The organism is Exiguobacterium sp. KKT215, from assembly GCF_055635335.1.
Window position 1 is genome coordinate 655,795 of the sequence record NZ_CM145756.1, and the last position, 25,163, is coordinate 680,957.

Consider the following 25,163-nt stretch of genomic DNA (forward strand, 5'->3'; position numbering starts at 1 on the left):
CTCAGACCGAGGACACGTTCCTCGGTCTTTTTGTATGGCAAATCTCAACGAAGCGCTCGAACAGGTCGCGTCCGTCCGGTGTGCCAATCGACTCGGGATGGTACTGGACGCCATACGTCGGGTGTTCGGGATGCTCGAGTGCCATGATGACACCGTCCGTCGTGCGAGCGGTCACGACGAGGTCCGTCTCTTGGACGACGAGCGAATGATAGCGCATGACCTCGCTCGGATTCCCATCGAACAAGACGCTCGGTATTGTCTCGATCACGGACGTCTTCCCATGCATGACCTGCTCGGCCCGTCCGACCGTCCCCCCGAACGCTTCGGCGATGACTTGATGACCGAGACAGACGCCGAGGATGGGGATGGTGCCAGACAAAGAGCGGACGACGTCGAGCGACACACCGGCATCCAGTGGGCCACCTGGACCCGGAGAGATGATGATGCCAGCCGGATTGAGGTCGCGGATCGCGTCGATTGTCAGTTCATCATTACGGATGACCGTCACGTCGCTGAACCGGGCGACATCTTGATACACGTTGTACGTGAACGAGTCGTAGTTATCGATAAGTAGAATCATGCGAACACCTCCAAAAGGGATTTGGCTTTATGCAACGTCTCTTCATATTCTGACACCGGGTCCGAATCGTAGACGATACCGGCGCCCGCTTGTACGTAGGCCGTATCTCCTTGAACGACCATCGTCCGGATGGCGAGAGCGAAATCATAGCCGCCCCGGACGTCGAGATACCCGACGGCCCCGGCATATACTTCGCGTTTCACTGTCTCCAGTTCGTCGATCAGCTGCATCGCCCGAATCTTCGGGGCGCCGGAGACGGTACCGGCCGGGAGACAGGCACGTAACGCATCAATCGGATTCAAGTCGTCACGCAGTTCGCCCTCGACCTCGGAGACGAGATGCATGACGTTTTTGAAGCGCTCGACTTCCATCTGTTTCGGAATCGTGACCGAGCCGACTTTGGCGACCCGGCCGATGTCGTTGCGACCGAGGTCGAGCAGCATGCGGTGCTCGGCGAGTTCTTTCTCGTCTTGAATGAGATCAGCGGCGTGACGCACATCCTCTTCGATTGTCTTGCCACGGGGGCGGGTGCCGGCGATCGGATTCGTCGAGACGCGATTGCCCTCGACGCGGACGAGACTCTCCGGGGACGCCCCGAGGACGATTGCCTCGCCTAGGTCGATATAAAATAAGTACGGACTCGGGTTCTGTTTCCGGAGCGTCCGATAGAAGTGGAACGGGTCGCCGGTGAACGTCGCGTCGATGCGTTGGGACAAGACGAGTTGGAACACCTCACCGGCGAGGATGGCTTCCTTCGCCTGCAGGACACGTTCGACAAATTCATCCTTGCTCGTCAACACCCGTTCACTCGTGCGGACGACAGGGGCGAGCTCGTGTGTCTTCGCCGTCTCGAGCGACCGTTTGACGTGGTGGAGTCGCTTCTCAGCATCAGCATCCCCGGTGTCGATCGCGATGACCTGCTCCTCGACGTGATCATAGAGAACGACCGTCTCATATCGTTGGAACAAGGCGTCCGGCAAACCGCGAGTCTCGCTAGGTGTGTTCGGAATCGGTTCATAGACGCGTTGCATGTCATAGCCGATATAACCGACGGCACCACCGATGAACGGATAGGGGGCATCCGGCGTGTCTCGCGAAACCAGTTCTGATAACAAGGCGAGCGGGTCGTCCGTTTGCATCGTGCCGGATGCGTCGGTCACTTCGTTGCCATTGGCGCGAATCGTCTCGACCGGATTGGAGGCGATAATCGAGTAACGGCCATGCTTGCCTTCGGCGCGGCTCTCAAGTAACACTTTCCGTTCGCCTTCTAATCGATGAAAGATGGCCACCGGTGTCAGTTCGTCGCCGTTGATGATGAGTTGTTTCATGTGATCTCCTCCTTGAAATAAAAAAAGTCCCCCGCCCGACATGTCTAAAAAAGACATGAAGGACGGGGGACCCGTGGTGCCACCTTCGTTGGGGGAGCTCCCCCCACTCATCGCGAACAATCATTCGCTATCCTCGGTAACGGGAGGACCCGTCAGAGCCTACGTATCGGTCTGAACGCTCAAAAGCCCATTCACGTGAGACACGTCGCCGGTTCGCATCGACCACCGGCTTTCTGGAGACAAATCTTCACGCTACTCTTCTTTCTCATCGCGAGTTCGTATGAATGTTATCGTTACTTTAACGGGCTGAAGTCAGAATGTCAATATTGAAACTGTCAGAATGATTAGGGCTCAGGAATGTTTTTCTGTCTGGCGCTCAGTTTTCCGTTTACTGAGAAACGTATAGGCTACGAGAAACGAGGGAATCGGGAAAAGCCAATTCCAAGACGATGGAGAAGTGAGCGTCCCGTAGTACGCGAGGCCCATCGTCATTTCAATTGCGAGATTGAGCACCAACGTGATGAGCGGGGCGATATAAGCCTTTTCGAATCGTAATGCAATAAGGACACCGGTCCCGACGGTGAGGATAGGGACGATGACGAGTTGCCAGATGAACGGGTCGATCAAATCCATAAGCATAGTCCTCTCGAAATGGGATTAACTGTATATTGATAAGTATACAGGGAATAGAGGATAAGAAAAAGAATACTACCGATGTGGTTACATTCAATCGAACAATGAAGATGACCATTACAAGTGAGACGACTCGAGCATACGAGTATGTTATGATGGACGCGAAAGGTAGGTACATCAATGGAAACCATCAACTTAAAACAACTTTCTGACGAACGGGCCGAACTTCAAGTCAAGGGCGACCTGGACGCGATGCGCGGCATCATGCATGACGAGTTTCGTTACGTCGACTCGAGCGGACGTCAGTTCGATAAAGAAACATTTTTAGACCAGTTCGTCGACCCGGCGTCTGTCCAGTGGATCACGCAGGAGACCGTCACGTTCGACGAGACGGTGGCTGGCGAGATCGCACTCGTGCAACTGTTGCTCGAGGAGCGTTTCATTCTCGGAACGAACGCTTACGAAGGCCGGTTCTGGGTGTTGCACGTCTATGTGAAACAAGAAGACACGTGGCTCTGGCAAGGCGGCCAGGCGACGATGATTCATGAGGTGTGAGAACCGTGAACTGCTTTGGGAAACTAAAGCAGTTTTTTTGTGAAATCATTTACCTGATTTATTAAAAATCCGTCATTGTATGAAGTCGAATTATTACAATAGAATTTGGTATTCGACCAATTAACTGTAAAACCTACATAATGGAGGAAAGTCATGAATCATTCATCGTATTTGAAATTGTTCTTAGCCGGTTCACTCATCGTCTCGCCACTCTTGCCGCTCCAAGCGCAAGCAGAAGGATCAACAGAAGAACCACCAGTCGTCGAGACGGTCGACGTCACAGCACCGCTCGCACCTGTCGTCTCGACGCCACTCCATACGTCGAAGTCACTTGTAATTGAAGGAGAGGCTGGCACGACAGCATTGATCGGCATCAACAGCAAAGTGTACACGCGTGTCGTCACGGAAGCGGGGACGGCTCAATTCAACATGAGCCCGCAATCGGTCGGCAAACGGATCTCGGTCAGCTTGCGTGATGCCGCGGGCAACGTCAGTGAGACGACGGAAGTCGTTGTCGCCGTCGATCCGGCCGCACGTCCGGCGACGCCGAAAATCGGAACGGTCAATAACTCGGCTCGTCAAATCGTCGTGACAGGAACGCCTGGCGCGAAAGTGACACTCCAAGTCGGTGCAGCTTCGTACACGGCGCGCTATGACGCGAAAGGCGTCTATCGCCGTGCGACGGTCGCCCTTCCAATCGGAACGGTCATCCGTGCGACGACGGTCGACGCGAAAGGCGCGACAAGCGTCACGCGTTCGACGAAAGTCATTAAAGACGGTGTGGCTCCAGCACGCCCGCGTGTCGCGCAGAGCGTGACGACGACATCGACATCGATCACAGGGACGGCCGAGGCGTATGCGACGGTCTATGCCCAAATCGGAACGAAACTTTACAAAGCGCCGGTCATGTCGACTGGAAAATTCGCGATTAAAATCCCAAAACAAAAACGAGGGCAAGCGATCTCGTTGTATGCGATTGACGGCGCTGGCAATAAAGGCGGCACGCTCAAACTCGGCGTCCAACATGCGCTCTATAACAAGTTCTATCGTTTCCCAGGTCCGGTGACGGTCCACCGTGAAGTGCTCGATAGCTATGGGGAGTTCCGTTATGCGGAGACGTTCGCGCCGGTCTTCTACGGTTCACCGTCGAAAGCGAGCATGCAGTTCTTCCTCAACATCGAATCGGAAGATGGTTTCCTTGAAATGGACACGCTCCGCCTGAAAGTCGGCAGCAAGTCGTATAAAGTGAACCTTGATCAAGACGACATCGAGTACATTGAATACGAGGATGGAACGGTCGCGGAATACGTTGAGTTCAAACCGGATGCGAAGCTCGTCCAATTCGTGAAAGCGAATGTTCGTCCCGAGAACCGAATCGTCGTGACGGTAGAAGGCAGTGAGGACGTCATCGAATGGCCACTCTATGCTGCGGAGAAACGTGCATTCATGGAATCACTCAGTTTCGTCGGTTATTAATCCCCATCAGTTTTAATCGCCCTTCATAGGAGAAGGGCGATTTTTTTTGTTCTCAAAAATAAGGAGCGTCGGTGTTGTGTGCAACAACAATCCCCGTAATTCAATATCCATTTACTGGATAAAATCAAACATTTCTGCGAAAAGCCCGTCATTTTTTTGTGTATCGTCCATTGGACTCACCTTCAAAAGTCCTATTCGAAAAGTGTAATCATTTATTTAAGAATCCAATAAAGAGATAACTGGTAACGAAATGGTTTATTAGAAAACGTTACTTACATAATTATTTGGTTATAAATGGTTATTATTTATCTTATGTTGTAAAAACCAATAAAATAATTGGTAATTATATTTTAATCGTCTAATTCATAAAAATCTAACCTGATGACAGAAGTCTGATCATAATTTCAAATGTTGGTAGCGCTTACTTTATTGATTTAATGAGATTTTATTACAATGGTAATTAATCGAACGCAGAATATTTATTCTAAATAAAATCATGAAAATGCATTATCATTTCCCTTTTTCACTAAAAATTCGCTTGTTTCAACTGGAAACGTTATGTATATTATGGATGTAAGCAATCTGGGACGATGCATAGGCTAAAAGTCAATGTATGGTTTTAGATACCTGTTTTTGTATGACTCGAGTCCTATCGATGCTATACATAACTCGGGCAGTAAGGGTGTCTGAGGAGTGATCGAGAGGACCGAGAAAGTCGAAGACGCAGAAATCGCATTTTACCAAAGGGAGGATTTAAACAAGATGGCAAACAAAAAACAATTTGTCACAGCAGCGGCAGCGTTTGCAGTGACAGCGGCAGCAGTCGCACCAGCAATGTCGGCTTCAGCAGCAATGCCCGTCGTCAAGCTAGGTTCAGATTATGTACGCCAAGGCAATTTGGATGCAGCGCTTGACAAGAAGTATCACGGATCAGAGATCCACTGGTACAAGTCTTCAGTCAACATGAACAAATTGGGAGTCTTCCAAACGGCGGTTGGTTTCGTCAAAGGAAAAGGGATTAAAGTCGAGAAACGCATTCGCGTCTTGAACTATGCCCAAGAAGTGGTCGGACCGAAAGAAATGCTCGTCTTCGAAAAAGGGGAAGCCGTTTCAGGAATCCGCACACAGCCGGTCAAGTTCGCAGATCGCGTCTATATGAAACCGGGTTCATGGTCTGGTATCGACACATCGAAAGTCGGCGAGTTCATGGCTACATTCACGTACACGAACAAAGCGTACGGAACGGTCTCAAAATCGTTCAAGTATAAAGTTGTCGAATCAGCTCCGATGGTATCGAGCGTCAAGTTGCTCAATGCGAAGGAACTTGAAATCAACTTCTCGAAACCAGTAGACGCGAGCACACTCCTTTATAACGGCATGCTCAAAGATGGAACGGTCGAAATCGATCACATTCCAGACGCGCAACGCCTCAAAGGACTTCGCGGCACGCTCTCGAAAGACGGCAAAACGCTCGTCGTTCGCGCCGAGAAGACATTCGACGGCCGCTACGCCGTGCTTGCTAGCTCGAAAATCGAAGGACTCGACGGTAAAGCGCTCGTCCCGTTCAAAGAAATCTACACGTTCGAAGACAACGTACGCCCGGTCCTTAACGACCCTGAGTACCTTGAAAACAACCGCGTGAAGTTCACGTTCTCTGAGCCGGTCAACGTTGACTCGGAAGATGAGCTCGAGAAGAAACTCGAATTGAAAGATGCTTCTGGCGCTGGCTACAAAGTAGATGTCGACAAACTCTCATGGGACGGCAAATCGTTCATCCTTGACTTGTCAGACGCGCAATTCGTCGCAGGCAAAGACTACAAGTTGACGCTCGTCGGTCTCCGTGACTTCGCTGGCAACTTCATCTCGCCAAACCCAGTGACGAAGATCGTTCAGAAGAAAGTCATCGACGCGGTCAACCCTTCAGTCGTCGGCATGTCTTCGTCGAAACCAGGCTACCTCACAGTCACATTCTCTGAGGCTGTCTACGTGGATCGTTACAACCACGTCGCGAAAATCACGCTCACAAACGGCGAAATCGAAGCTGACCTTGATGACAACGCATGGCTCGATGAGTCAGGCAAAGTCCTCACTGTCCGCGACCACTCGTTCATCGGTCAAATCGACGTGAAAGTTTCTCACTTCCGCGACCTTGCTGGCAACTACGGCGCTGCGTCAACGAAATTGGTTAACTTCACGAACGATGAGATGGCTCCGACTGTGACAGATGCGAAAGTGGAAGTCATCGACGGCAAGAACCACCTCGTCCTCACGTTCTCTGAAGAACTCAAGCATGGTGCTTACAGCGACGGTAAGATGTACGGTTCGTACATCACGCCGAACGGTGTCGAGAAGAAAGTGGCGGCATGGACTGACGCCTCGTATTACTCGAAGAACCAAATCAAGACGCCAATCTCGGATCTTGAGCTTGGAAACTACTCAGTCAAACTTCCGGCTAACCTCGTGAAGGATGTCGTCGGCAACGAGAGCCTTGAGCAATCGATCAAGTTCTCAATCGTCTCGAGCCCAATCGAGAAAGAGAAGCCAACTTTCGATGGCTACTACTTCCAAGAGAAGGACAACAGCACGCTTTACCTCAAGTTCAGCGAGAAGCTCGACCCATCGTCACTCAACTTGGGCAACTTCTTGATTGAAGGCAAGGCAATCGCTGAGAAAGCTGTCTTCACGGATGAAGATCGCGACGTCATCAAGTTGACGCTCAAAGAAGGCGCGATTCAAACGACTGGTAAATATGCGTTCGTCATCCAAAACATCAAGGATGTAGTGGGCAACGTCATGGATACAGTCTCGTTGAACGAGAAGTTCGCTGAGAACGACCTTCCAGGCTTGACGTCTGCGGTCCTCACGTCGAACAACGTATCGGGCGACTACGCGGTCATCACGCTCACGTTCGATGAGTCAATCGCGAAGTACTCAATCGAAGATGGCTACGAAGACTTCAAAGTCCTCGTTGGTGACAAAGATCTCTCGAAATCTGCGACAGTCACAGAAATCATGGGATCGCAGTCGAACCAAGTCCAAATCACGATTGATCGTGTGTTGACTCCGGCCGAGACAGCTCAAACGCTCACGCTCAAACCAGGCGCTGCGTTCGAAGTCCTCGACCTCGAGAACAACAAACACCCATTGTTCACTTCGGTGAACATCGCTAAGTAATTAGCGTTGACCTTCATTGACCCTCCCTTAGGGTTAAATAGAGCAAGGCCTTCGGGCTGCGCCATCTTGAAACCGGTAGCGTTTGACGCTACCGGTTTTACTATGTCTAGTTCATCATCGTAATGTGTGGTTGACCTCGGATTTTGAGAACAACTCCGTTAAAGTAAAACCGTCCGATTATACGATGATTGCGGGGCAGTTCTCGAACGCCTGAGTCACGATTATCAGCCAACCGAAATAAGACAAGGTCATCCCGCGCGCGAGATGACCTTGTCTTATTTTTGTTTTGCGTCTTGATAGCCGAATGCTTTGACGGTCAAAGTATCGTTCAATTTTCCGTCGAGTTGCGATAAGATAATTGTCTGTTTTGGGTCCCAGCCGGCGAGGTCGACTGCGTCCGAACTGAGTCGGCCATCTGCCCAGTAGTTTTTATTGACTTGTAACGTGTATCCATACACGCGCTTGAGCCATCGGTTGTCGTTTGAGCGGATCGCTAAATATGAATTGGAACCGCGCAACCCTTTTACGACTTTGACTTCGAATGCAGGCGGTACTTGATTGTAAGAGTCGAGCGTCTTATCGCCAATACGAACGAGTTCTTCCCTATTGAAATGGTTATGCTCGTCGTACGAATAGCGTCCCATCTCAATAACATACGTGAAGCCATTAATTTTCTTGCCATCAATCGAGACAACACGGAACGTTCCGGGACCGTGAGGGTGATTATAGATAAAGTAGCGACCCTGTTTTTCCAGTCGCGCAAACTCGCTGACAGATTGTTCTGGACCTTTGAACGAGATTGTGATGAGGCCGGATTTTCCAATTAGAGCATTCACGATACGCTTATGATAAATCGGATTAGCCCAAGAATTATACTGGATGTTCTTCATCTGAATTTGGATTCGATTCGATGGATTGTTCAATGTAACAAACGGTTCACTGAACTGATTGAATTCAAGCGTGCGATCGACCGCACTGACTACAAACGAGATGTCGGATTTTGTAGTGAAGAACAACTTGTTTGGTCCGGCTGTCTCGTTCAATTTAAATGCTTTCACGTAGTCATTCATATGATTTGATTTATGTTCGATGTTCATTTGTTTAAGTAGCTGAGTGAGTTTAGCGGCAGTCACATTTTGTAATGCTGTAGCAATCGCCCTTTCGTCTGCGCCCATTCGTTTACCTTGTATCACAAGGTTTGGTTTAGTGACACCAAGTAACCCGTTCGGTCCATCGAGGATATGCGTTTTCGTTGGAGCGGATACAGCTCTGACTTTAAAGGTTGATGTGCCGCGCAATACGACGTCTGCATGTTTAACGTTTAAGAAACCAATCTCTCCATTGTATGTGATAGGTAAATCGTAAGAATGTTGAGCCTGGTGGATGTCCCAACGATTAATTGTTCCTTTCCCCCGAAGCGTAAATCGCGTATTTGAGTGGAGTTGTTGAATCGAACCATTCAACGTGACGTTCCATTGTGACGTCTGTTTGTAGGGCTCGAAACCCCAGCCTTCTAGAATAACTTGCCGGAGCGGGGCGGCTGTCGTGATAGTGACTGGTCCTCCGGGCAACTTTAAACTCTGAATTCGTGCAGCGGCATTCCGATCAATAATAATTGGATTCTTGACCTGCACGAATTGGCCGAGTTTCAATTGTTCGAATCCGACGATTGTGTTATTTTGTACGATTGGCTTTGCGAGCGTACTTCGAAGCGCCGCAGCGTTCTGTTTAAAGAAAGGAAGCAACGCCGGAGAGATTTTCGCGCTCTTTCCGTTGACGCTGGCAATCTCAGTCCCTTTATATGTCATGACTTGATTCATGCCATGATCTTTGATTGGGATCTCAAGGGGCAGGATACTATTGAACGGGACGTATCCTCTCGTCTTACCGACTTGGACGTTAGCCCATCCGTTTTTTGTCGAGATGAGCGAGACGTTTGTGTTCGCTTTGAGAGTTTGGATTGTTTTAGCTTTAGAACTTGCGGACACCTTCAGTGGAGTCGACTCGAGCGTCTTGTATGGGGACGACGATGCCTCGGCGTTTCCTATAGTAAACGCGACGAGGGCAATGACAAAAATCATGAACCATTTTTTATACATAAGAATTCTCCTCCTTTAACAAAACCATTATATAGAAATGCGGAGATTTTTATTCCTAATGTTTATTAAAAATGGAAAATGAATTCTTGTTAACAGTGTAAAAGTTAGTTCATCACAATAAACCGTAGTTGACACTAGTTCGACCGATTTCAAATCTGAAGACTGTAGAAGAAACGTTCTAGGTTCCGGTAGCTATATGCACGCCGTTTGATGACCTTGATCTTATTGTTTGTCCTTTCATCTTCCTGTTTGATAGTCGTGAAAGGATCGTTCGTCTCCCCGCAATCGGACAGACGACGTGCAGGTCACGCATACGTTTTGATGATGGACGAGACATAGTAGAACCGATATCACAGAACTCTATTGGTTTTACTATGTATGAAGCTTCAATAAATACATATTAATCCCAATTTATTATGGAAATTTAAAACAAGTGCGGTATGATTATATTGTACTAGTTTTGGGTGAACACTTTATAATTTGGAGGGGGATTATGAGTCGATCACAACGAAAACAGAGGCAAAAGTTTCAAGTTTTCATCAGGACGTTCGTCCTGGTTTTTCTGGTCATGGCGGGCATCATTTACGAACAAAAACAAGAAGCCGAGGCCGATGAGGTGTTGCTTCCGTCCGTAACGGGAAGTGAATTAAGATTCAGCGGCATGGCGTTGCGGCTTGATCCGCAAGGGTTATACATACACGCGAACGGGAGCCATAAACCGCTTGGCTTCACCCAAGCCTATATTGAACCGACGCGGGGCTATATCGTTGTGCGACGCGATCGGGCCGATTCGGTCGTCTCCATTATCGCCGAACCGGATGAGACGCTCACGAAGCGGGGCATCACGATCGGGGCGTCCGGGGGTGGGACGGTGACGCATTTGTTTGTCTATCAGAACGGCGTCCAACTGAACATGGCTGATCCTGTCGATTATGCCAAGACGGCTGGCGTCTTCTCCAATATTTGGATGACCATTATCAGTCAGAGTCGATGAGTCGCCGGCACGACCGGTGCTCGTCCTTTTTAGAGTCAAAGAACGAATTTTCTATAGAATGAGGGGACAGCATGCAAGCTTATCAACGCGGATTTTTAATGACCGCTACCCGGCTACAACGTGAAGGATGGGAAACAATCACTTTGCCGAACGGCGATTTCTTTTATTATGACCCGCTCAGTCCGGTCGACTTGATTCAAGACGGTGCCCGCTGGCTCCTCGCTTTCGGGGACATCCTCGACATCCGAGCGCAACAGCGTGACCGACAGGGAGTGCTCGAACGATTGAACGGGCAAGACGTGGACGCATTTCATGAGGCGCTCGACTTCATGGGTGGCCGCTACGTGTTGATTCGGGGTGACGACACGTCAGTGCGCCTCTATCATGACGCGACCGGGATGCGAGGTGTCTACTTCACGACGGACGCACCGCTCCGAGCGGCGTCGCATCTCGAACTGTTACAAGAAGACGTCCAGTCCGAGGCGCACCCGCTCTGTTCGGACGAATTGCGACAACATAACCATTATCACTTGCCAGGTCATTTCACGATTTATGCGTCGATTCGGATTCTCGTCCCAAACCATTTCGTGGACGAGACGAACCGGATGACACGCTATTATCCACGGCGTCCGCTCGATGCGTTGCCGGTCGAGGCGGCCATCGAACCGCTTCGGGCGTGGTTCGACAATCAGTTGCATCAGCTGCTCGAGTCGGACGAACGCATGATTTTCTCGCTCACGGCCGGGATTGACAGTCGCCTGTCGTTGGCGCTTCTCAAACCGTTCCTCTCGAACATCGAAACGTTCACGTATCAGAACGTGGCGGCAGGTCATCACGTCGAATCGCTCGATATCGATGTCGAAGTCGCAGCGATGATGGCGCGTGACCTTCAGTTTCGCCATCGCGTCATCCCAGTCGATGACCGAGCGTTTGAACAAGCCGAGGAGACGCGGGCATTCCGTTCGATGTTGCGGAAAAGCGTGACATCCCGTCACGGCCATGCCCACGCGTACGAATATATGAAACTGTACAAAGACCGTCCGACGCGCCACTTGCGCTCGAACATCCTTGAAATCGGGCGAGCGTTTTATCGGAAGAACCGGACGCTGCCGGCCGAGTTGACCGTCGAAGGGGCGATTCGTTGCTATTCATGGAAATCGCGGGAAGACGAGCGTGTCGTCTCGCTTTGGACGTCCTACGTGGCCGCAGTCAATTTGACGACTGAGACGCTGCACGGCTACGATCCGTACGACTTGTTGTATTGGGAGTATCGGATGGGCGTCTGGCATCAGCAAGTACTCGCCGAGAGCGATGTCGCGTTTGAGACGTATATCCCGTTCAACGCGCGCGCCATCCTCGAACTGTTCTTGACACCTGATTATGGGGATCGGTTATACGCCAAACTATTTTATGAAGTGATTGGTCACGAATGGCCGGTGCTCGCGTTCTGGGGTGTGAACAAGCGGGACACGATGCGTGACTATATGCATCCAACGCTCGACCAAGGGTGGATGGCGCTCGATGGGGTCATCACGAGCGGCCGTTTGGACGAGACGACGATCCCGTTGACCGTCCGGCGCTTGACGACGAACGTGTCATACCACCTCGAGGCGAACACGATGCAAAAAGGCGATCACATGGCGTATTCACAAATCCTGACGACGAAACCGGGACAGACGTATCGTTTGAATTTGAATGTGATCAACCCGTTCGAGAAGCGGTCGTCGCTCGGCTTGGGGCGGATGCGCTATGAGATTTGGGTCGACGGTGTGCTCTATTTATCTGAAGACATCGCCGCCTGGGGTGGACCGAACCAAGTTTGGGTCGAGTTCGATGCGACGGCTGACGCGACGGAACTCATTGTCCGGACGGTTGCCCTTCGTGATTGTGGACCGAACAAGTGGGGCGCGGCCTCGAAGATGCAGCTCGAGGCGCTCCGTCTTCAAGAAATCGAGCACGGGCATTTGAAGGCAGGGGCGTCGAGTCCGTTCACCCAGCTTCATGAACTGATTGAAACCGAATAAGGTCTTTTTGCCTAACGTATTTAAATTTCCATGGAATCCCTCGATGTTGCAATCGGGGGATTTTTTGGAAAAGATACACGGAATTAACGAAAAATTAATTGTATTTACTAGTGGAATTGGATATGTTTAGAGAGGAAAGTGGTCTCTGAAACGATAGGTCTGAAGACGGAATAGGGAGCAAGGCCGATTATGATCCGTTAGACATTGTAAGCGCTATCATTCGTTTTAGTTCTGCTTCACCACATTTGAAAGGGGAAAATCAAATGCTCACACGTAAAACGAACAAGTTGTACGCTTCACTCGCTGTGGCGGCCATCACCGCTTCATCGATCGTTCCGGCAGCGACAGCTGACGCGGCACCAAAAGTTAAGACGGTCAAACTGAAAGCCGACTTCGTCCGCGGAGGCGACCTCGAAGCGTCACTCGATAAGACATATCAAGGTGCCAACATCCATTGGTACAAGTCATCGGTGAAGTTGAACAAACTCGGTACATATCAAACGGCGAAAGGGATCGTGGTCGGCAAGGGGATTAAAGTCGAGAAGCGTGTCCGCGTCTTGAACTATCCGGTTGCCATCGAACCGGGGGAAGCACTCTCGTTCAAACAAGGGGAGAACGTACCGAGCGCACTTCGTCTCGATGTTCGCTTCGCGAACGGTACGGTCGAGCGTCTCGTCCGTGTTCACGACATCGATACATCAAAAATCGGTTCGTTCACGGCTCATGCGAAATTTACGAGCAATGGCCGCACAATCGAAGCTGAACTTCCATATTCGGTCGGTGGGAACACGGTATCGTTCATGCACACGAACGACACGCACGCTTCACTCGACTTGGCGCCGAAACGCGCAACAGCGGTTAAACAAGTCCGCGCCGAGAAGCCGAACGCACTCTTGATTGACGCTGGGGACGTATTCTCAGGTTCACTTTACTTCAACAAGTTTGAAGGAATGGCTGACTTGAAACTCATGAACTACATGAAGTACGACTTGATGACACTCGGGAACCACGAGTTCGATCTCGGTGGCGACGAAGACGGCAACGCCGAACTTGCCAAGTTCATCCGCTACGCGAACTTCCCGTTCGTCAGCTCGAACCTCGACTTCTCAGCAGACACAGACTTGAACCCGCTCTTCCGTGACGCGGTGACAGACAAGCCATATAACGGTCGTCTGTATGAAGGCGTCATCAAAGAAGTAGACGGCGTCAAAGTCGGATTCTTCGGTCTCACGACAGAAGAAACGTCTGAAATCGCAAGCCCGGGCAACGCCCAGTTCCAAGACTACATCGCGGAAGCGAAAGCGGCTGTCGCAGCGTTCGAAGCAGCTGGCGTCAACCAAATCGTCGCCGTCACGCACTTAGGTTACGATGACAACCCAGCAGTCGACAACGACCAAATCCTCGCGGAAGAAGTCGAAGGCATCGACGTCATCATCGGCGGACACTCGCACTCGCTTCTCGCGAAGCCGGAAGTGAGAAACGCGGATACGGACAACCCGACGTTGATCGTCCAAGCGTATCAATATAGCCAATACCTTGGCACACTTGACGTCACGTTCGACCAAGACGGAAAAGTCGTCGCCCATGAGGGTGCTTTAATCGATGTGACGAAACTTGAAGCGGACGCGAAAGCGACTCAACTCCTCGCACCGTTCAAAGAAGAAGTCGATGAGTTGAAAAACCAACCGACTGGCGCCACGGCAACAGCTGCCCTTACAAACCCACGTACGAGCGACCCAGGCAACACGACTGGCGAGAGCGTCCGTAAGAATGAAACGGCACTCGGGAACTTGATCACGGACGGCATGCTCGCGAAAGCGAAGACGTTCAGCCCTGACGTCATCGGTGCGATTCAAAATGGTGGCGGCATCCGTGCAGCCATCAACGAAGATGAGATCACAATCGGTGAAGTGCTCACGACGCTTCCGTTCGGGAACACGCTCGCGATCGCTGACCTCACAGGGACAGAGATTTATCAAACGTTCGAACGCAGTGTCGGACCGCTTCCGAACGAGAACGGTGGGTTCCTTCACGTCGCTGGTTTGAGAGTGACGTACGATAGCTCGAAACCGTCAGGCGAACGCGTGACGAAAATCGAGTACATGAAAGACGGAGCACCGGTACTTGTGGAAAACGGACCAACGAAATATAAAGTTGCAACGAACGCCTTCACAGCGAAAGGCGGCGACGGTTTCGCGGAGCTCGGTGTTGCTTACACTGAAGGCCGAGTCCAAGACCTCGGTCTCTCGGACTGGGAAAACTTGCGCGACCACGTGGCAAGCCTTGTCACGGTCGAGCCGAAAGTGGAAGGTCGCATCGTCGACGTAGCAGCCGAATAAGCAGTCAAACTCTCCTGATGATTCAGGGGAGTTTTTTTGTTACAGGGAAGGAAAGTCGGGTATTACAAAAGAGGGGAATGGCAAGTCGTCCGATTGTCATCTGACTGAAATTGCTTGCCTATCTGATATTTGATACTATGACAGAGGGTGTAGGTGTGAAACCTACGATACGACATGATGAAAGAATGAGGCGAATTGAATGGATGTAAGACGATTATTGTCCGACGTTCAAGAGCACGCGAAATGGGTACGTGCAGAACGGGAACGGATTTCACAAAAAGAACCGCTAGATGAAGGCGATGTCATTCTCATCAATGACTTGCCGTCGTTGACGAAAAAAGCACAACTCCCATATTGGGATGACCAAAAGCTTGAGACGTATAACACCGGTCTCAAACAAGAATGGGATGCGGCGACCGCGCGTTTCCCGAACGACTTACCGGAATATCCGACATCGAACGGGAGTACTTACTATAAGAAGAAACTCATCGATGTGGCGTTCGTCGGACCGGTCGAACGGGCCGAGGTATGGAACAACGTCTGCAATATTCATACGTTCAAGACGGTCACCGAGTTTTTAGAACTCATCAACGCCGGAGTCAACATTGAATTCTTGATGATTAGCCCAATCCTTCCTGGAGAAGCGGCCACGAGTTTTGAACATATGGGCACACCGCGGTCGCACTCGCGCGAATGGCTTGAAAAGCTAGTCAAACAAGCGAACTATCGCGAGATTCCGACTGTATTCCATACGGAAATGGACACGAACCATTACGCACGTTTCGCCTCACTCGCAGCGAAATGTGACGTCGTCTTCACGGCCAATGAAGAGCGGGTACAAGACTATACGGAACTGTGCAAACATGACCGTGTCTTCGTCATCAAACCGTTCGTCAATCAGTTCGTCCATAACCCGATCGGCATGACGCGCGCCCGTTTGAAAGACGTGCTCGTCACGAATGAGTTCCCGATGCGAAAAGCGTTCTTGGAAGACGTCGACAAATTGATGGATGGCGTCTTAGAGACGGACCACCGTCTCCATGTCGTTAAATCGGACTGCGAGCAGAACGAAGAAGTCGGCGAAGCGCATCGTCAGTATCTCGTCGCGAGCGAGACCGACATGGACCGCTTGAAAAAGTCGGTCGATTGGGTCCTTCACGTCAACGAAGTGAAAAACAGTCCGAGTTACTGTGCGCAAGAGATTTACGATGCACAGGCGCGCGGCAACCTCGTCTTGACGAACTATAATATCGCCGTCAACAACGATTTCCCGAACGTGTTCATCGCCACGGGCCGTCTCGACGCGAAACAGATTTTGAACATGTTCAAGACTGAGGATGAAATGTATCGTCAACAGCTATCTGGCATCCGGACAATCATGTCAGGACACACGATGCACGACCGCTTCGAAGAGATGCTGTTCGCGCTCGGACTCGAGACGGAAACACTCGGGGCCCGTCCGGTCCTCGTCGTCGGATCAGGTGACGAGTCGCATCTTCAAGCCATGGTTGCTGACCAAACGTATGACAACGTTCGTTTCCGCATGGCCGACGCCGTAACGGAGACTGATTTGCAGGAAGCGGCGTTCGTCGCGTTCTTCGACTCGGCGTACACGTATGAAGCTTATTATTTAGAAGATTTGATTAACGCTTTCAAATATACGGACGTGTCGTTCGTGACAAAAGCGGCCTACTTCGACGGAGAGACGTTCGTCGAAGGGCCGGAACATGACTACGTGACCGACGTGACCGACGTGCACCGTTCCGTGTTCGTCGCCGAGCAGCTGTCACATAAAGAAGTCGTGACGCGGACGCTCAAGAGCCGGACGTTGCCGGGTTATGCCGTCGACCGGTTCGAACTCGTCAAAGGCGAGGTCGTCTTCCAACCGAACGCACCGCGCGACTACAAATTGTCTGTCGTCGTGCCGGTCTATAACAATGGTCGTTACTTGTACAACAAGTGCTTCTTCAGCTTGAAGCGGAGCACGATGTTTGACGATATGGAGATTTGGCTCGTGGATGACGGTTCGACCGACAACGAGACGAGCCGTTACGTCGAACGCTTGGCGCGCGAACATGCGAACGTCTACACGTACTCGTTCGCAGACGGCGGCAGCGGCAGTGCCTCACGCCCTCGTAACAAAGGTGTCGAGCTGGCGACGACTCCATATATCGCTTTCCTTGACCCGGACAACGAGGCGGTCAACGATGGTTATCATGAGCTGTATCAGTTGATGACGCGCGAACCGGGACTCGATCTCGCCGTCGGCAGCATGTTGAAGCTGTCGAACCGCGAAGCGATGATCGAACTTGAAGGGCTCGAGAAAGGCGGCATCCGCATGATTGAAGACCCGCGTGCCTACCTGCTCGAGCACAACTTCAAAGTGCAAAGCATCCAGGCGATGGTCATCCGTCGCGACTTCATCGTCGACAACGGCTTGAAACAAGTCATCGGGGCGGTCGGTCAAGATTCGCTCTTCTTCCAAGAGATGTTCTTATCGGCCGAACGTGTCGCACTCGTCGACTTGACGATTCACGACTATTACGCGGCCGTGGCGGGATCGACCGTCAACACGATCACCCGTCGTTACTTCGAGAAATGTGTGTTGCGCGAAACGGCCCGGGCGAAGGCGTTCGAGCGTGAAGGTGTACTCGATGTCTATCGTGAGACTCGCTTCGAACGGTTCTTTGAGCTATGGTATCTCCAGTTCATCCGCCGGTCGCGGGACGAGGACTTCTTCGGCAACGCCGATTTGTTATATGCCATCTACGAGCAGTTCAAGCCGCTCGAACCGAAGAGCCCCCGCTTTAAACAGTTCATCGATCTGTATGAGAGCGGTCAAAAAAATGAATTGAAACGTCTGTATTTCGACGTATTCCGTTGAGGTGACAACATGAGTGAACAATTGAAACAAGAAAAGAACCTTCTCGAGATGCAGCTCGCTGAACAAATCGAGGAAAATAAACGACTTCAACGTGAATACCGCATCACGAGCCAACAATATCAACGTCTGTTGCATCGGTACGCCGAACTGCTCTATACGGTGGAATGGATTTCAAAAGAAGTCGATAAGGCCGATAAACGCTATCGCCAACTTAATCGTAAATATCAAAGTTTGACCCAGTCGAAAGTCGGAAAAGGATTGCTCGCAGCGCGTGCCGTCCGAAGCCGTGTCGGCAAAATCGTCAAACGGAAATGACCAGCCGGGAGCGACATGTGATGTGTCGCTTCCTTATTAGTGAAATCGAGGGGAATACCCCGCAGTTTGGAGGAAAGACATATGGGTTGGCAAACGAAAGCACGTCGGGCGGCACATCTCGGTGTTCAACGCTCGCGTCGCGTCGGGAAACGCATCATCAACAAGGCGCTCAACCGCGTGACATCTCGTCAAGCGGGACCGATCGTCCCGAATTGGTACACCGCATCGGATGCGGTCCATCTAGAAGGGGCCGACGTCGTCATCTCACGCCCGGAAGCGGTCGTCTTGACGTATCGTCCGGACGAGAAAGAAGACACGATCGACATCAAAAAAGTTTTCTCGAAATCGAATCGGACGATGCACGTCCAGTTCCGCGCGAAGGCGGCCGGTGATGTCACACCTGCCATCAAAGTGTCGCTCTATCAACGGAACAAACATTCACGTGACGTGTTCGTCTACAATCAGACGCCGACCGATATCGCCTTGCTCGCGAACGAGACGAAAGTCCGCTTCACGGTCGAGACGGAAGGAAAAGGCTCGTATAGTGTCATCGAACTGAACGTCAACGGTGTCTCGCTCTGGGACGTCGAAGGAATGGCTTATCACATGCAGGATAGCGATTTCGACTATCGCATCGATTTGACGCCGAAACAGCTCGAATTGATTTCGGCCATCAACCGTGTCGTCGACTTTGAAGATGACAAACTGTTGCTGCACGGTGTTGGTGGCCAATACGTCCACTTCGGTGTCGGCGAATCGGCCCTCCCGCATGTGAACACGAAACGCGCCATCGACTTCCCGCTCGGGGATATGGACGATGACGTCTATCGTTTCTATTTAAAAGGGACGGTGACGGGCACGGCGAACGCCTCGCTGTTCGTCGTCACGTATACGGCCGATGGACAAGATCAAATGATCGAGGTCCCGCTCGGACTGAGTGGCATCATCCGTCTGACACCGAGTCATACGACGGTCCGTTATTTCGTCCGCTTGTCTGGCCACGGTGAACTACATGGTTTGAAACTCGGCATGGTCCGCGAGAAGAGCGTCCGCCGTGAAGAAATTTTATCGCTCAAACCATCGATGTGGACGGTGCCGACACCGGACACGATCAAACTGAAACATAAGCACGACCAGCTCGTCGTCAAGTTGAAAACCGGGGAAGGCAATCGCCGTTACATCTCGTATGCTGAGACGAACAACAGCTTCAAGCTGTTACCGGTCGACTTCTTGTTCGACGTCAAATCGAACAGCCGTTACCGGGTCACGCTCGACGGCGAGATGGGAGAAGGGACAAACGTCGTCCTCTATATCATCACGTACTCGACGGAAGGTCGCTTGAACATGCAGCAAGTCCAACTCGGCTCGGAGAAGATTTTCGAGTTTGAGAAAGAGGCGCGTCGTCTCCGCTTCGCGCTCCGTGTCGACGGCGACGGGGAAGCAGTCATCGACCGGATTCGCGTCACTGAAGAGATCATCAGCGACCGCACGCGTAGCCCGGAATGGCTCGATGTGCGCGAGGCCCGTCTCTTCCGTGCCGTGCCGCGTGAGTTGCACGAATTGAAAGTCGCGGCCATCTTTGATGAGTTCACGACCGCCTCGTACCGCCCAGAATGTGACTTGATCACGTTCACACCGGATAACTGGCCGGCCGTCCTCGCCGATGAACAACCGGACTTCTTGATGGTCGAGTCGGCGTGGAAAGGGAACGCCGGGGCGTGGGAGAAGAAGGTCGTCAAATACGGCACGAACACGTGGGAAGAGCTCGATGGCCTGCTTGAATGGTGCCGTCACAACAACATCCCGACCGTGTTCTGGAACAAAGAAGACCCGATTCACTACGACCGTTTCATCGAGACGGCGAAACGGTTCGACTACGTCTATACGACGGACGAGAACCGGGTCGAGGATTACATCCGCGACTGCGGACACGACCGTGTCGGCGCACTCCCGTTCGCGGCACAACCAAAAGAACACAACCCGATTCGTTTACCGGGGACACGTGAACCGTACGCCTCGTTCGCGGGCTCGTATTACGCGAACCGACACGAGTCACGTCGTCAAGACATGGACCGTTTGTTCGCCGCGGCGGACCGTTACGGCCTCGTCATCTATGACCGCAACTATGAGATGAACCAACGCGGCGAGACGGATCAGCTCCAATTCCCGGAACAGTTCCGTGACTCGATTCGCGGCAGTTTGAAATATAACCAAATCGCGAAAGCGTATAAAGGCTTCAAAGTCATGCTGAACGTCAACTCGGTCAACGACTCACCGACGATGTTCTCGCGTCGTGTGTTCGAAGGCCTCGCTTGTGCGACGCCGGTCGTCAGCACGCGCTCGATTGGTGTCAAACAGATGCTCGGCGATTATGTCTTCCTCGATGAGGGTGACGCCATGCTCGACGAGACGTTCAAGAAGCTGTTGACTGATGACGCGTTCTATGAGGACGTCGCCATGCGCGGGATGCGTCACGTGTTGACGTATCATACGTACACGCAACGTCTCGCCCAAGTCGTCGGGGCAATCGGTATCCCATACCGTGTCGACCACGCGCGGGTGGCCATGGTCGCCATCGTCCGCTCGAAAGAGGAGATGGAGCGGGTCGTATCGATTTATGAAACGCAAGACTACACGCATACACACCTCGTCGTGTTCCTCGATAAGTTCGACGGCTATATCGACGTCTATAACGAGTACAACACCGAGACGATCTCGACGTTCATGCTCAGTTATTTGACGCAATATAACGCCTTGTCTGAGATTTTGGACGGCTTCGAATGGATGGCGTTCGTGAACCGGGATGACTATTACGGCCCGTCGTACGTGTCCGACTATATTTTGGCGGCGCGTTATGCCGACGCCAACATCTTGACGAAAGGCGACCACTATACGTTTGATGGGAAGCTCGAGAAACAAGATGTGGATGCGAGCTATCGCTACGTGTTCGACGCCGTGCCGACGCGTTCGCTCGTCAAACCGGCGGCGCTCCGTTTCTACAGCATCCAAGAGGCACTCGACGTGCTGACGAACGATGCGTCGCTCCAAGAGTTGGCCCAGTCCGGCGAGCGGATCTTTAGCATCGACCCGTATCAATACGTCAAAGGCGGAGCCAATCTCTCCGACGAGATGGCCCAGGAGGTAACGTTATGACGAAAGCACCGCTTCGCGTCCTCGTCTATGGGGACGTGAACTTGAACTTGATTGACGGGTCGGCCATCTGGCTGACGTCCGTCGTCCATATGTTGAAACAAGACCCGTCGATTCACGTCGACGTCTTATTGAAACGCTCGATCGTCAAACCGGAAGTGACGGCGTCGATTCGTGAGTTGCCGAACGTCCGCTTCCTCGACGTATTTGGCGAGACGTCACCGAAGAAAGACGAACCGTACTATGAGAAGAAAGTACTCGAGCCGTCTGAAGCGGCCCAACTCATCCATGAGCTCATGATGAGCGGCTCGTACGACTTGGCCTTCATCCGTGGCTTCCAGCTCGCCTACAACTTGTCGGCGTATAAGGACACGATGGCGAAGACGTGGACGTATATCACCGACTTCACCCACGACCATACGCAGGCGTCGGACGAAGAATTGGCCCGCTTGAAGCAAATCGCCTCACGCTCGGCCCGCATGCTCTGCCAGACGTCGGCGATGAAAGATTATTTTGAGACGTTCCTCCCGACGGAGCGACCGTTCCTCATCTTGAACCCGATGATTCCGAACGTGAAAGAGGCGACGCCATCGTTCACGAAACCGAACGACCGCCTCGTCTATACAGGCAAGTTTGCGCCGCTCTGGTATTCGAGCGAGATTTTGACGGCGTTCGCAAAATTGCGCGCCGCACATCCGACGGCCGAGCTGCATGTCGCCGGTGACAAGTTCAATCAAGACCCGAACAACCCGAACTTCCGCAAAGACGTGACACATCGACTCGGTCACGATCCAGGCGTGACATGGCTGAAAGGAATCCCGCGTCGCGACGTCGAGACGTTAATCGAGTCGAGTGCGGTCGGAGTATCTTGGCGCCATCCGGAACTCGACGCCTCGCTCGAACTGTCGACGAAGCTACTCGAGTATGGTGCGCTCGGAAAGCCGGTGCTGCTCAACCGTAATCCGATGCATGAGCTCATCCTCGGGGCGGACTATCCGTTGTTCGTCAATTCAGAGTCAGAGTTCATCGACAAGGCGCGTCTCGCGCTCACGGACGCCACCATCTACCGTGAGGCCGCCAAGCGTCTGTATGACATGGCCCAGTATTATACGTTCACGAACACGCATGCGCGCCTCCGTGACGAGCTGTGGGCGATGAAGAAGTTGACGATCGTCTTCGCGGGCCACGACTTGAAGTTCTTGAAGCTGTTCATGCAGAAGTTCTCGGAGAACCCGCGCTTCAACGTGCTCGTCGACCAATGGGACGGCCATAAGATTCACAACGTCAATCACAGTAAGGCGTGCCTTGAGCAGGCCGATATCATCTTCTGTGAATGGGGACTTGGCAACGCCGTCTGGTACTCGGAGCACAAGTTGCCGCACCAGAAGCTGATCGTGCGGATTCACCGTCAAGAGAAAGAGACACCGTTCCCACGTCAGTACAACTTGCATAACATTGACAAAATCATCCTCGTCTCGCCGTATATGCTCGAAGAGATGTACCGTCTGTTCCGCATTCCGCGCCACAAGATGACGATGATTTATAACGCCGTCGACGGGAAACGCTTGGCTCAGCCGAAAGTGAAACAAGATTTGACGTTCCACCTCGGTATGATTGGCGTCAACCCGAAACTGAAGCGACTCGATTTGGCGCTCGATTTGCTCGAGCAGCTGTTGCAACAAGATCGTCGCTATAAACTCTTCATTAAAGGACATCATCCGAACGAGATTTATTGGATCAATAAACGGGAAGATGAAAGAGCGTATTACGACAAGTTGCTCGTCCGACTTGAAGAGCCGCAGTTTCAGTCGAGCGTCCAGTTCGACGGACACGGCGATGATGTCGCTGAATGGCTACAAAAGATTGGCTTCGTCCTCTCGATGAGCGATCTCGAGAGCTTCCATTTGGCACCTGCCGAAGCGATGACGTCGGGCACGTATCCGCTCATCCGTCACTGGACGGGGAGCGAGACGATTTATCCGGACGCGTTATTATTGGAAGATGTGTCCGACGCCGTCGGCATCATCCGTTCGTACGCCGACGATTCTGATCGTCTGCTCGAAGCGGCAAAACCGCTTCAAACCTATGCATTTGAGCACTTCGCGGTCGAAACACTTGCTAAAAAGCTGGAACAGCTTATACTAGAGGCGTTGTCCGAAACGGAAAAACATTGATTTGTCATTAAAATGTAATTGCCCGGCTGATTTGTTCAAGAGTATAATGAGTATTGTTTTATTGTCGAAACTGAAATAAAATGATGGACATGCTCGCATCGAGAAATCGCAGGGCACACACACACTTGGAGGTTACTACAAATGAAAGTATGTACAGTAGGTCTTGGGTATATTGGTTTGCCGACATCGGCAGTCTTCGCTAAATACGGCGTCGACGTCGTTGGGGTAGACATCTCTCAAAACGTCGTAGATAAATTGAACCGTGGTGAAATCCACATTGAAGAGCCAGGTCTCGGCGAAGTCGTCGCAGACGTCGTCGCGCAAGGCAAGTTCCGTGCGTCACTCTCACCGGAGAAAGCGGACGCATTCATCATCGCTGTCCCGACACCAAACAATGATGACGAGCACAAGTCGTGCGACCTCACATACGTCTTGGACGCGACACGTAAAGTCCTTCCATTCGTCGAGAAAGGCAACGTCATCATCGTCGAGTCGACGATCGCACCACGTACGATGGACGATTTCGTCAAGCCACTCGTCGAAGAAGCTGGATTCGTCGTCGGCGAAGACATCTTCCTCGTTCACTGCCCAGAGCGTGTCCTTCCTGGACAAATCTTGCATGAGCTCGTGCACAACAACCGCATCGTCGGCGGCATCACGCCTGCTTGTGCGGAAGCTGGCGCACGCGTCTACGGCACATTCGTCGAAGGCGAAATCGTCAAGACGGACGCGAAGACGGCTGAAATGTCTAAACTCATGGAGAACACGTTCCGTGACGTCAACATCGCCCTCGCGAACGAACTCGCTAAAGTTTGTAACGACCTCGATATCAACGTCCTCGACGTCATCGAAATGGCAAACAAACACCCGCGCGTCAACTTGCATAGCCCAGGTCCTGGCGTCGGTGGTCACTGCCTCGCGGTCGACCCATACTTCATCGTCGCGAAGTCACCTGACCTCGCTCAAATCATCAACTTGTCGCGTGAGACGAACGTCTCAATGCCAGCCTACGTGGCCGACAACGTTGAGAAGCTCGTTGCGGGCATCGAAGACGCGAAAGTTGCTGTCTTCGGCGTGACGTACAAAGGAAACGTCGACGACATGCGTGAAAGTCCAGCTGTCGACATCTGTGAGCTCTTGCTCGACCGTGGCGTGAACATCTCGGTTCATGACGGTCACGTCGAGAAGTCGACATCGAGCCGCTTCGACCTCGTCTCGAAAGAAGAAGCGATCGCAGGCGCGGACCTCGTCCTCGTCCTCGTCGACCACAACGAGTTCAAGACACTCGATTTCGCTGAACTCAGCGGAGCGATGCGTCGTCCGATGATCTTTGATACGCGCAACATCGTGAAGCCAGCTGGCGAAGATGTGGCAGTCGTTAACTACGGCAACTTGTACAAATTTACAAAGGAAACGAATCTCGTACGTTGATTCAAGG

At 51.9% G+C, this 25,163-nt stretch carries 15 protein-coding genes, 1 pseudogene and 1 other annotated feature; of the genes and pseudogenes, 11 read left to right on the forward strand and 5 right to left on the reverse strand.

The genetic code is table 11. The features are described 5' to 3' along the window. Position 1: 1 nt before the first annotated feature. The 3 genes from ACZ2GZ_RS03545 to ACZ2GZ_RS03555 all read right to left on the reverse strand — a co-directional run bounded on the left by ACZ2GZ_RS03545 (position 2) and on the right by ACZ2GZ_RS03555 (position 2,541). On the reverse strand, positions 2 to 580 hold the full coding sequence (locus tag ACZ2GZ_RS03545; RefSeq protein WP_470295555.1) for an anthranilate synthase component II: 579 nt from the start codon (positions 578 to 580) through the stop codon (positions 2 to 4). Continuing rightward, positions 577 to 1,908: an anthranilate synthase component I gene (gene trpE, locus ACZ2GZ_RS03550; protein WP_470295556.1), complete on the reverse strand. Its 1,332-nt coding sequence runs from the start codon at positions 1,906 to 1,908 to the stop codon at positions 577 to 579. The genes ACZ2GZ_RS03545 and trpE overlap by 4 nt, the downstream gene beginning before the upstream one ends. Positions 1,909 to 1,963: 55 nt before the next feature. After that, positions 1,964 to 2,186, reverse strand: a binding site (T-box leader). A gap of 73 nt (positions 2,187 to 2,259) precedes the next feature. Beyond that, entirely contained in the window at positions 2,260 to 2,541 is a 282-nt protein-coding gene (locus ACZ2GZ_RS03555; protein WP_470295557.1) for a hypothetical protein, read from the reverse strand. Positions 2,542 to 2,721: 180 nt separating this feature from the next. Here ACZ2GZ_RS03555 and ACZ2GZ_RS03560 point away from each other — a divergent pair, with 180 nt between their 5' ends. The 3 genes from ACZ2GZ_RS03560 to ACZ2GZ_RS03570 all read left to right on the forward strand — a co-directional run bounded on the left by ACZ2GZ_RS03560 (position 2,722) and on the right by ACZ2GZ_RS03570 (position 7,746). Beyond that, complete coding sequence (locus ACZ2GZ_RS03560) at positions 2,722 to 3,096, forward strand: nuclear transport factor 2 family protein (RefSeq protein WP_470295558.1); 375 nt, start codon at positions 2,722 to 2,724, stop codon at positions 3,094 to 3,096. Positions 3,097 to 3,249: 153 nt separating this feature from the next. Further along, positions 3,250 to 4,572, forward strand: coding sequence for an Ig-like domain-containing protein (locus ACZ2GZ_RS03565; RefSeq protein WP_021066423.1), 1,323 nt, complete (start codon positions 3,250 to 3,252; stop codon positions 4,570 to 4,572). A gap of 762 nt (positions 4,573 to 5,334) precedes the next feature. Continuing rightward, the gene (locus tag ACZ2GZ_RS03570; RefSeq protein WP_144060661.1) at positions 5,335 to 7,746 is read left to right on the forward strand and encodes an Ig-like domain-containing domain; all 2,412 of its coding nucleotides are present in this window, start codon (positions 5,335 to 5,337) and stop codon (positions 7,744 to 7,746) included. Between the two features lie 275 nt (positions 7,747 to 8,021). On the opposite strand, the gene ACZ2GZ_RS03575 is transcribed toward ACZ2GZ_RS03570, so the two are convergent. Both ACZ2GZ_RS03575 and ACZ2GZ_RS03580 read right to left on the reverse strand, forming a co-directional pair. Next, entirely contained in the window at positions 8,022 to 9,845 is a 1,824-nt protein-coding gene (locus ACZ2GZ_RS03575; protein WP_470295559.1) for a hypothetical protein, read from the reverse strand. A gap of 149 nt (positions 9,846 to 9,994) precedes the next feature. Beyond that, positions 9,995 to 10,113 (reverse strand): annotated as a pseudogene (locus tag ACZ2GZ_RS03580) (transposase); the annotation flags it as partial. A 300-nt stretch (positions 10,114 to 10,413) separates the two neighbouring features. On the opposite strand from ACZ2GZ_RS03580, the gene ACZ2GZ_RS03585 reads away from it, so the two are divergent. The 8 genes from ACZ2GZ_RS03585 to ACZ2GZ_RS03620 all read left to right on the forward strand — a co-directional run bounded on the left by ACZ2GZ_RS03585 (position 10,414) and on the right by ACZ2GZ_RS03620 (position 25,156). Beyond that, a complete protein-coding gene (locus tag ACZ2GZ_RS03585) occupies positions 10,414 to 10,839 on the forward strand; it encodes a hypothetical protein (RefSeq protein WP_235045168.1) in 426 nt (141 codons plus the stop codon). Between the two features lie 71 nt (positions 10,840 to 10,910). Then, positions 10,911 to 12,863, forward strand: a complete 1,953-nt coding sequence (locus ACZ2GZ_RS03590) for a hypothetical protein (protein ID WP_470295560.1) — start codon at positions 10,911 to 10,913, stop codon at positions 12,861 to 12,863. Between the two features lie 263 nt (positions 12,864 to 13,126). Continuing rightward, a complete protein-coding gene (locus ACZ2GZ_RS03595) occupies positions 13,127 to 15,202 on the forward strand; it encodes a bifunctional metallophosphatase/5'-nucleotidase (protein WP_029594905.1) in 2,076 nt (691 codons plus the stop codon). A gap of 199 nt (positions 15,203 to 15,401) precedes the next feature. Next, positions 15,402 to 18,086, forward strand: a complete 2,685-nt coding sequence (locus ACZ2GZ_RS03600) for a glycosyltransferase (protein ID WP_470295561.1) — start codon at positions 15,402 to 15,404, stop codon at positions 18,084 to 18,086. 9 nt (positions 18,087 to 18,095) lie between these two features. After that, a complete protein-coding gene (locus ACZ2GZ_RS03605; RefSeq protein ID WP_021066429.1) occupies positions 18,096 to 18,401 on the forward strand; it encodes a hypothetical protein in 306 nt (101 codons plus the stop codon). 81 nt (positions 18,402 to 18,482) lie between these two features. Further along, positions 18,483 to 21,554 (forward strand): CgeB family protein, encoded by a 3,072-nt coding sequence (locus ACZ2GZ_RS03610; protein WP_470295562.1) that lies wholly within the window; start codon positions 18,483 to 18,485, stop codon positions 21,552 to 21,554. Next, on the forward strand, positions 21,551 to 23,725 hold the full coding sequence (locus ACZ2GZ_RS03615) for a glycosyltransferase (RefSeq protein ID WP_470295563.1): 2,175 nt from the start codon (positions 21,551 to 21,553) through the stop codon (positions 23,723 to 23,725). Before ACZ2GZ_RS03610 ends, ACZ2GZ_RS03615 begins: the two co-directional genes overlap by 4 nt. A 141-nt stretch (positions 23,726 to 23,866) precedes the next feature. Further along, positions 23,867 to 25,156, forward strand: a complete 1,290-nt coding sequence (locus ACZ2GZ_RS03620) for a nucleotide sugar dehydrogenase (protein WP_021066432.1) — start codon at positions 23,867 to 23,869, stop codon at positions 25,154 to 25,156. Positions 25,157 to 25,163: the final 7 nt, after the last annotated feature.

Excerpts from the sequence above, each read along its gene's own strand:
- ACZ2GZ_RS03570 (WP_144060661.1), top strand. The coding sequence starts at position 5,335 with ATGGCAAACAAAAAACAATTTGTCACAGCAGCGGCAGCGTTTGCAGTG.
- ACZ2GZ_RS03585 (WP_235045168.1), top strand. The coding sequence starts at position 10,414 with ATGGCGGGCATCATTTACGAACAAAAACAAGAAGCCGAGGCCGATGAG.
- ACZ2GZ_RS03595 (WP_029594905.1), top strand. The coding sequence starts at position 13,127 with ATGCTCACACGTAAAACGAACAAGTTGTACGCTTCACTCGCTGTGGCG.
- trpE (WP_470295556.1), bottom strand. The coding sequence starts at position 1,908 with ATGAAACAACTCATCATCAACGGCGACGAACTGACACCGGTGGCCATC.
- ACZ2GZ_RS03555 (WP_470295557.1), bottom strand. The coding sequence starts at position 2,541 with ATGGATTTGATCGACCCGTTCATCTGGCAACTCGTCATCGTCCCTATC.
- ACZ2GZ_RS03575 (WP_470295559.1), bottom strand. The coding sequence starts at position 9,845 with ATGTATAAAAAATGGTTCATGATTTTTGTCATTGCCCTCGTCGCGTTT.
- ACZ2GZ_RS03560 (WP_470295558.1), top strand. The coding sequence starts at position 2,722 with ATGGAAACCATCAACTTAAAACAACTTTCTGACGAACGGGCCGAACTT.
- ACZ2GZ_RS03615 (WP_470295563.1), top strand. The coding sequence starts at position 21,551 with ATGACGAAAGCACCGCTTCGCGTCCTCGTCTATGGGGACGTGAACTTG.
- ACZ2GZ_RS03565 (WP_021066423.1), top strand. The coding sequence starts at position 3,250 with ATGAATCATTCATCGTATTTGAAATTGTTCTTAGCCGGTTCACTCATC.
- ACZ2GZ_RS03590 (WP_470295560.1), top strand. The coding sequence starts at position 10,911 with ATGCAAGCTTATCAACGCGGATTTTTAATGACCGCTACCCGGCTACAA.
- ACZ2GZ_RS03600 (WP_470295561.1), top strand. The coding sequence starts at position 15,402 with ATGGATGTAAGACGATTATTGTCCGACGTTCAAGAGCACGCGAAATGG.
- ACZ2GZ_RS03610 (WP_470295562.1), top strand. The coding sequence starts at position 18,483 with ATGGGTTGGCAAACGAAAGCACGTCGGGCGGCACATCTCGGTGTTCAA.
- ACZ2GZ_RS03545 (WP_470295555.1), bottom strand. The coding sequence starts at position 580 with ATGATTCTACTTATCGATAACTACGACTCGTTCACGTACAACGTGTAT.
- ACZ2GZ_RS03605 (WP_021066429.1), top strand. The coding sequence starts at position 18,096 with ATGAGTGAACAATTGAAACAAGAAAAGAACCTTCTCGAGATGCAGCTC.
- ACZ2GZ_RS03620 (WP_021066432.1), top strand. The coding sequence starts at position 23,867 with ATGAAAGTATGTACAGTAGGTCTTGGGTATATTGGTTTGCCGACATCG.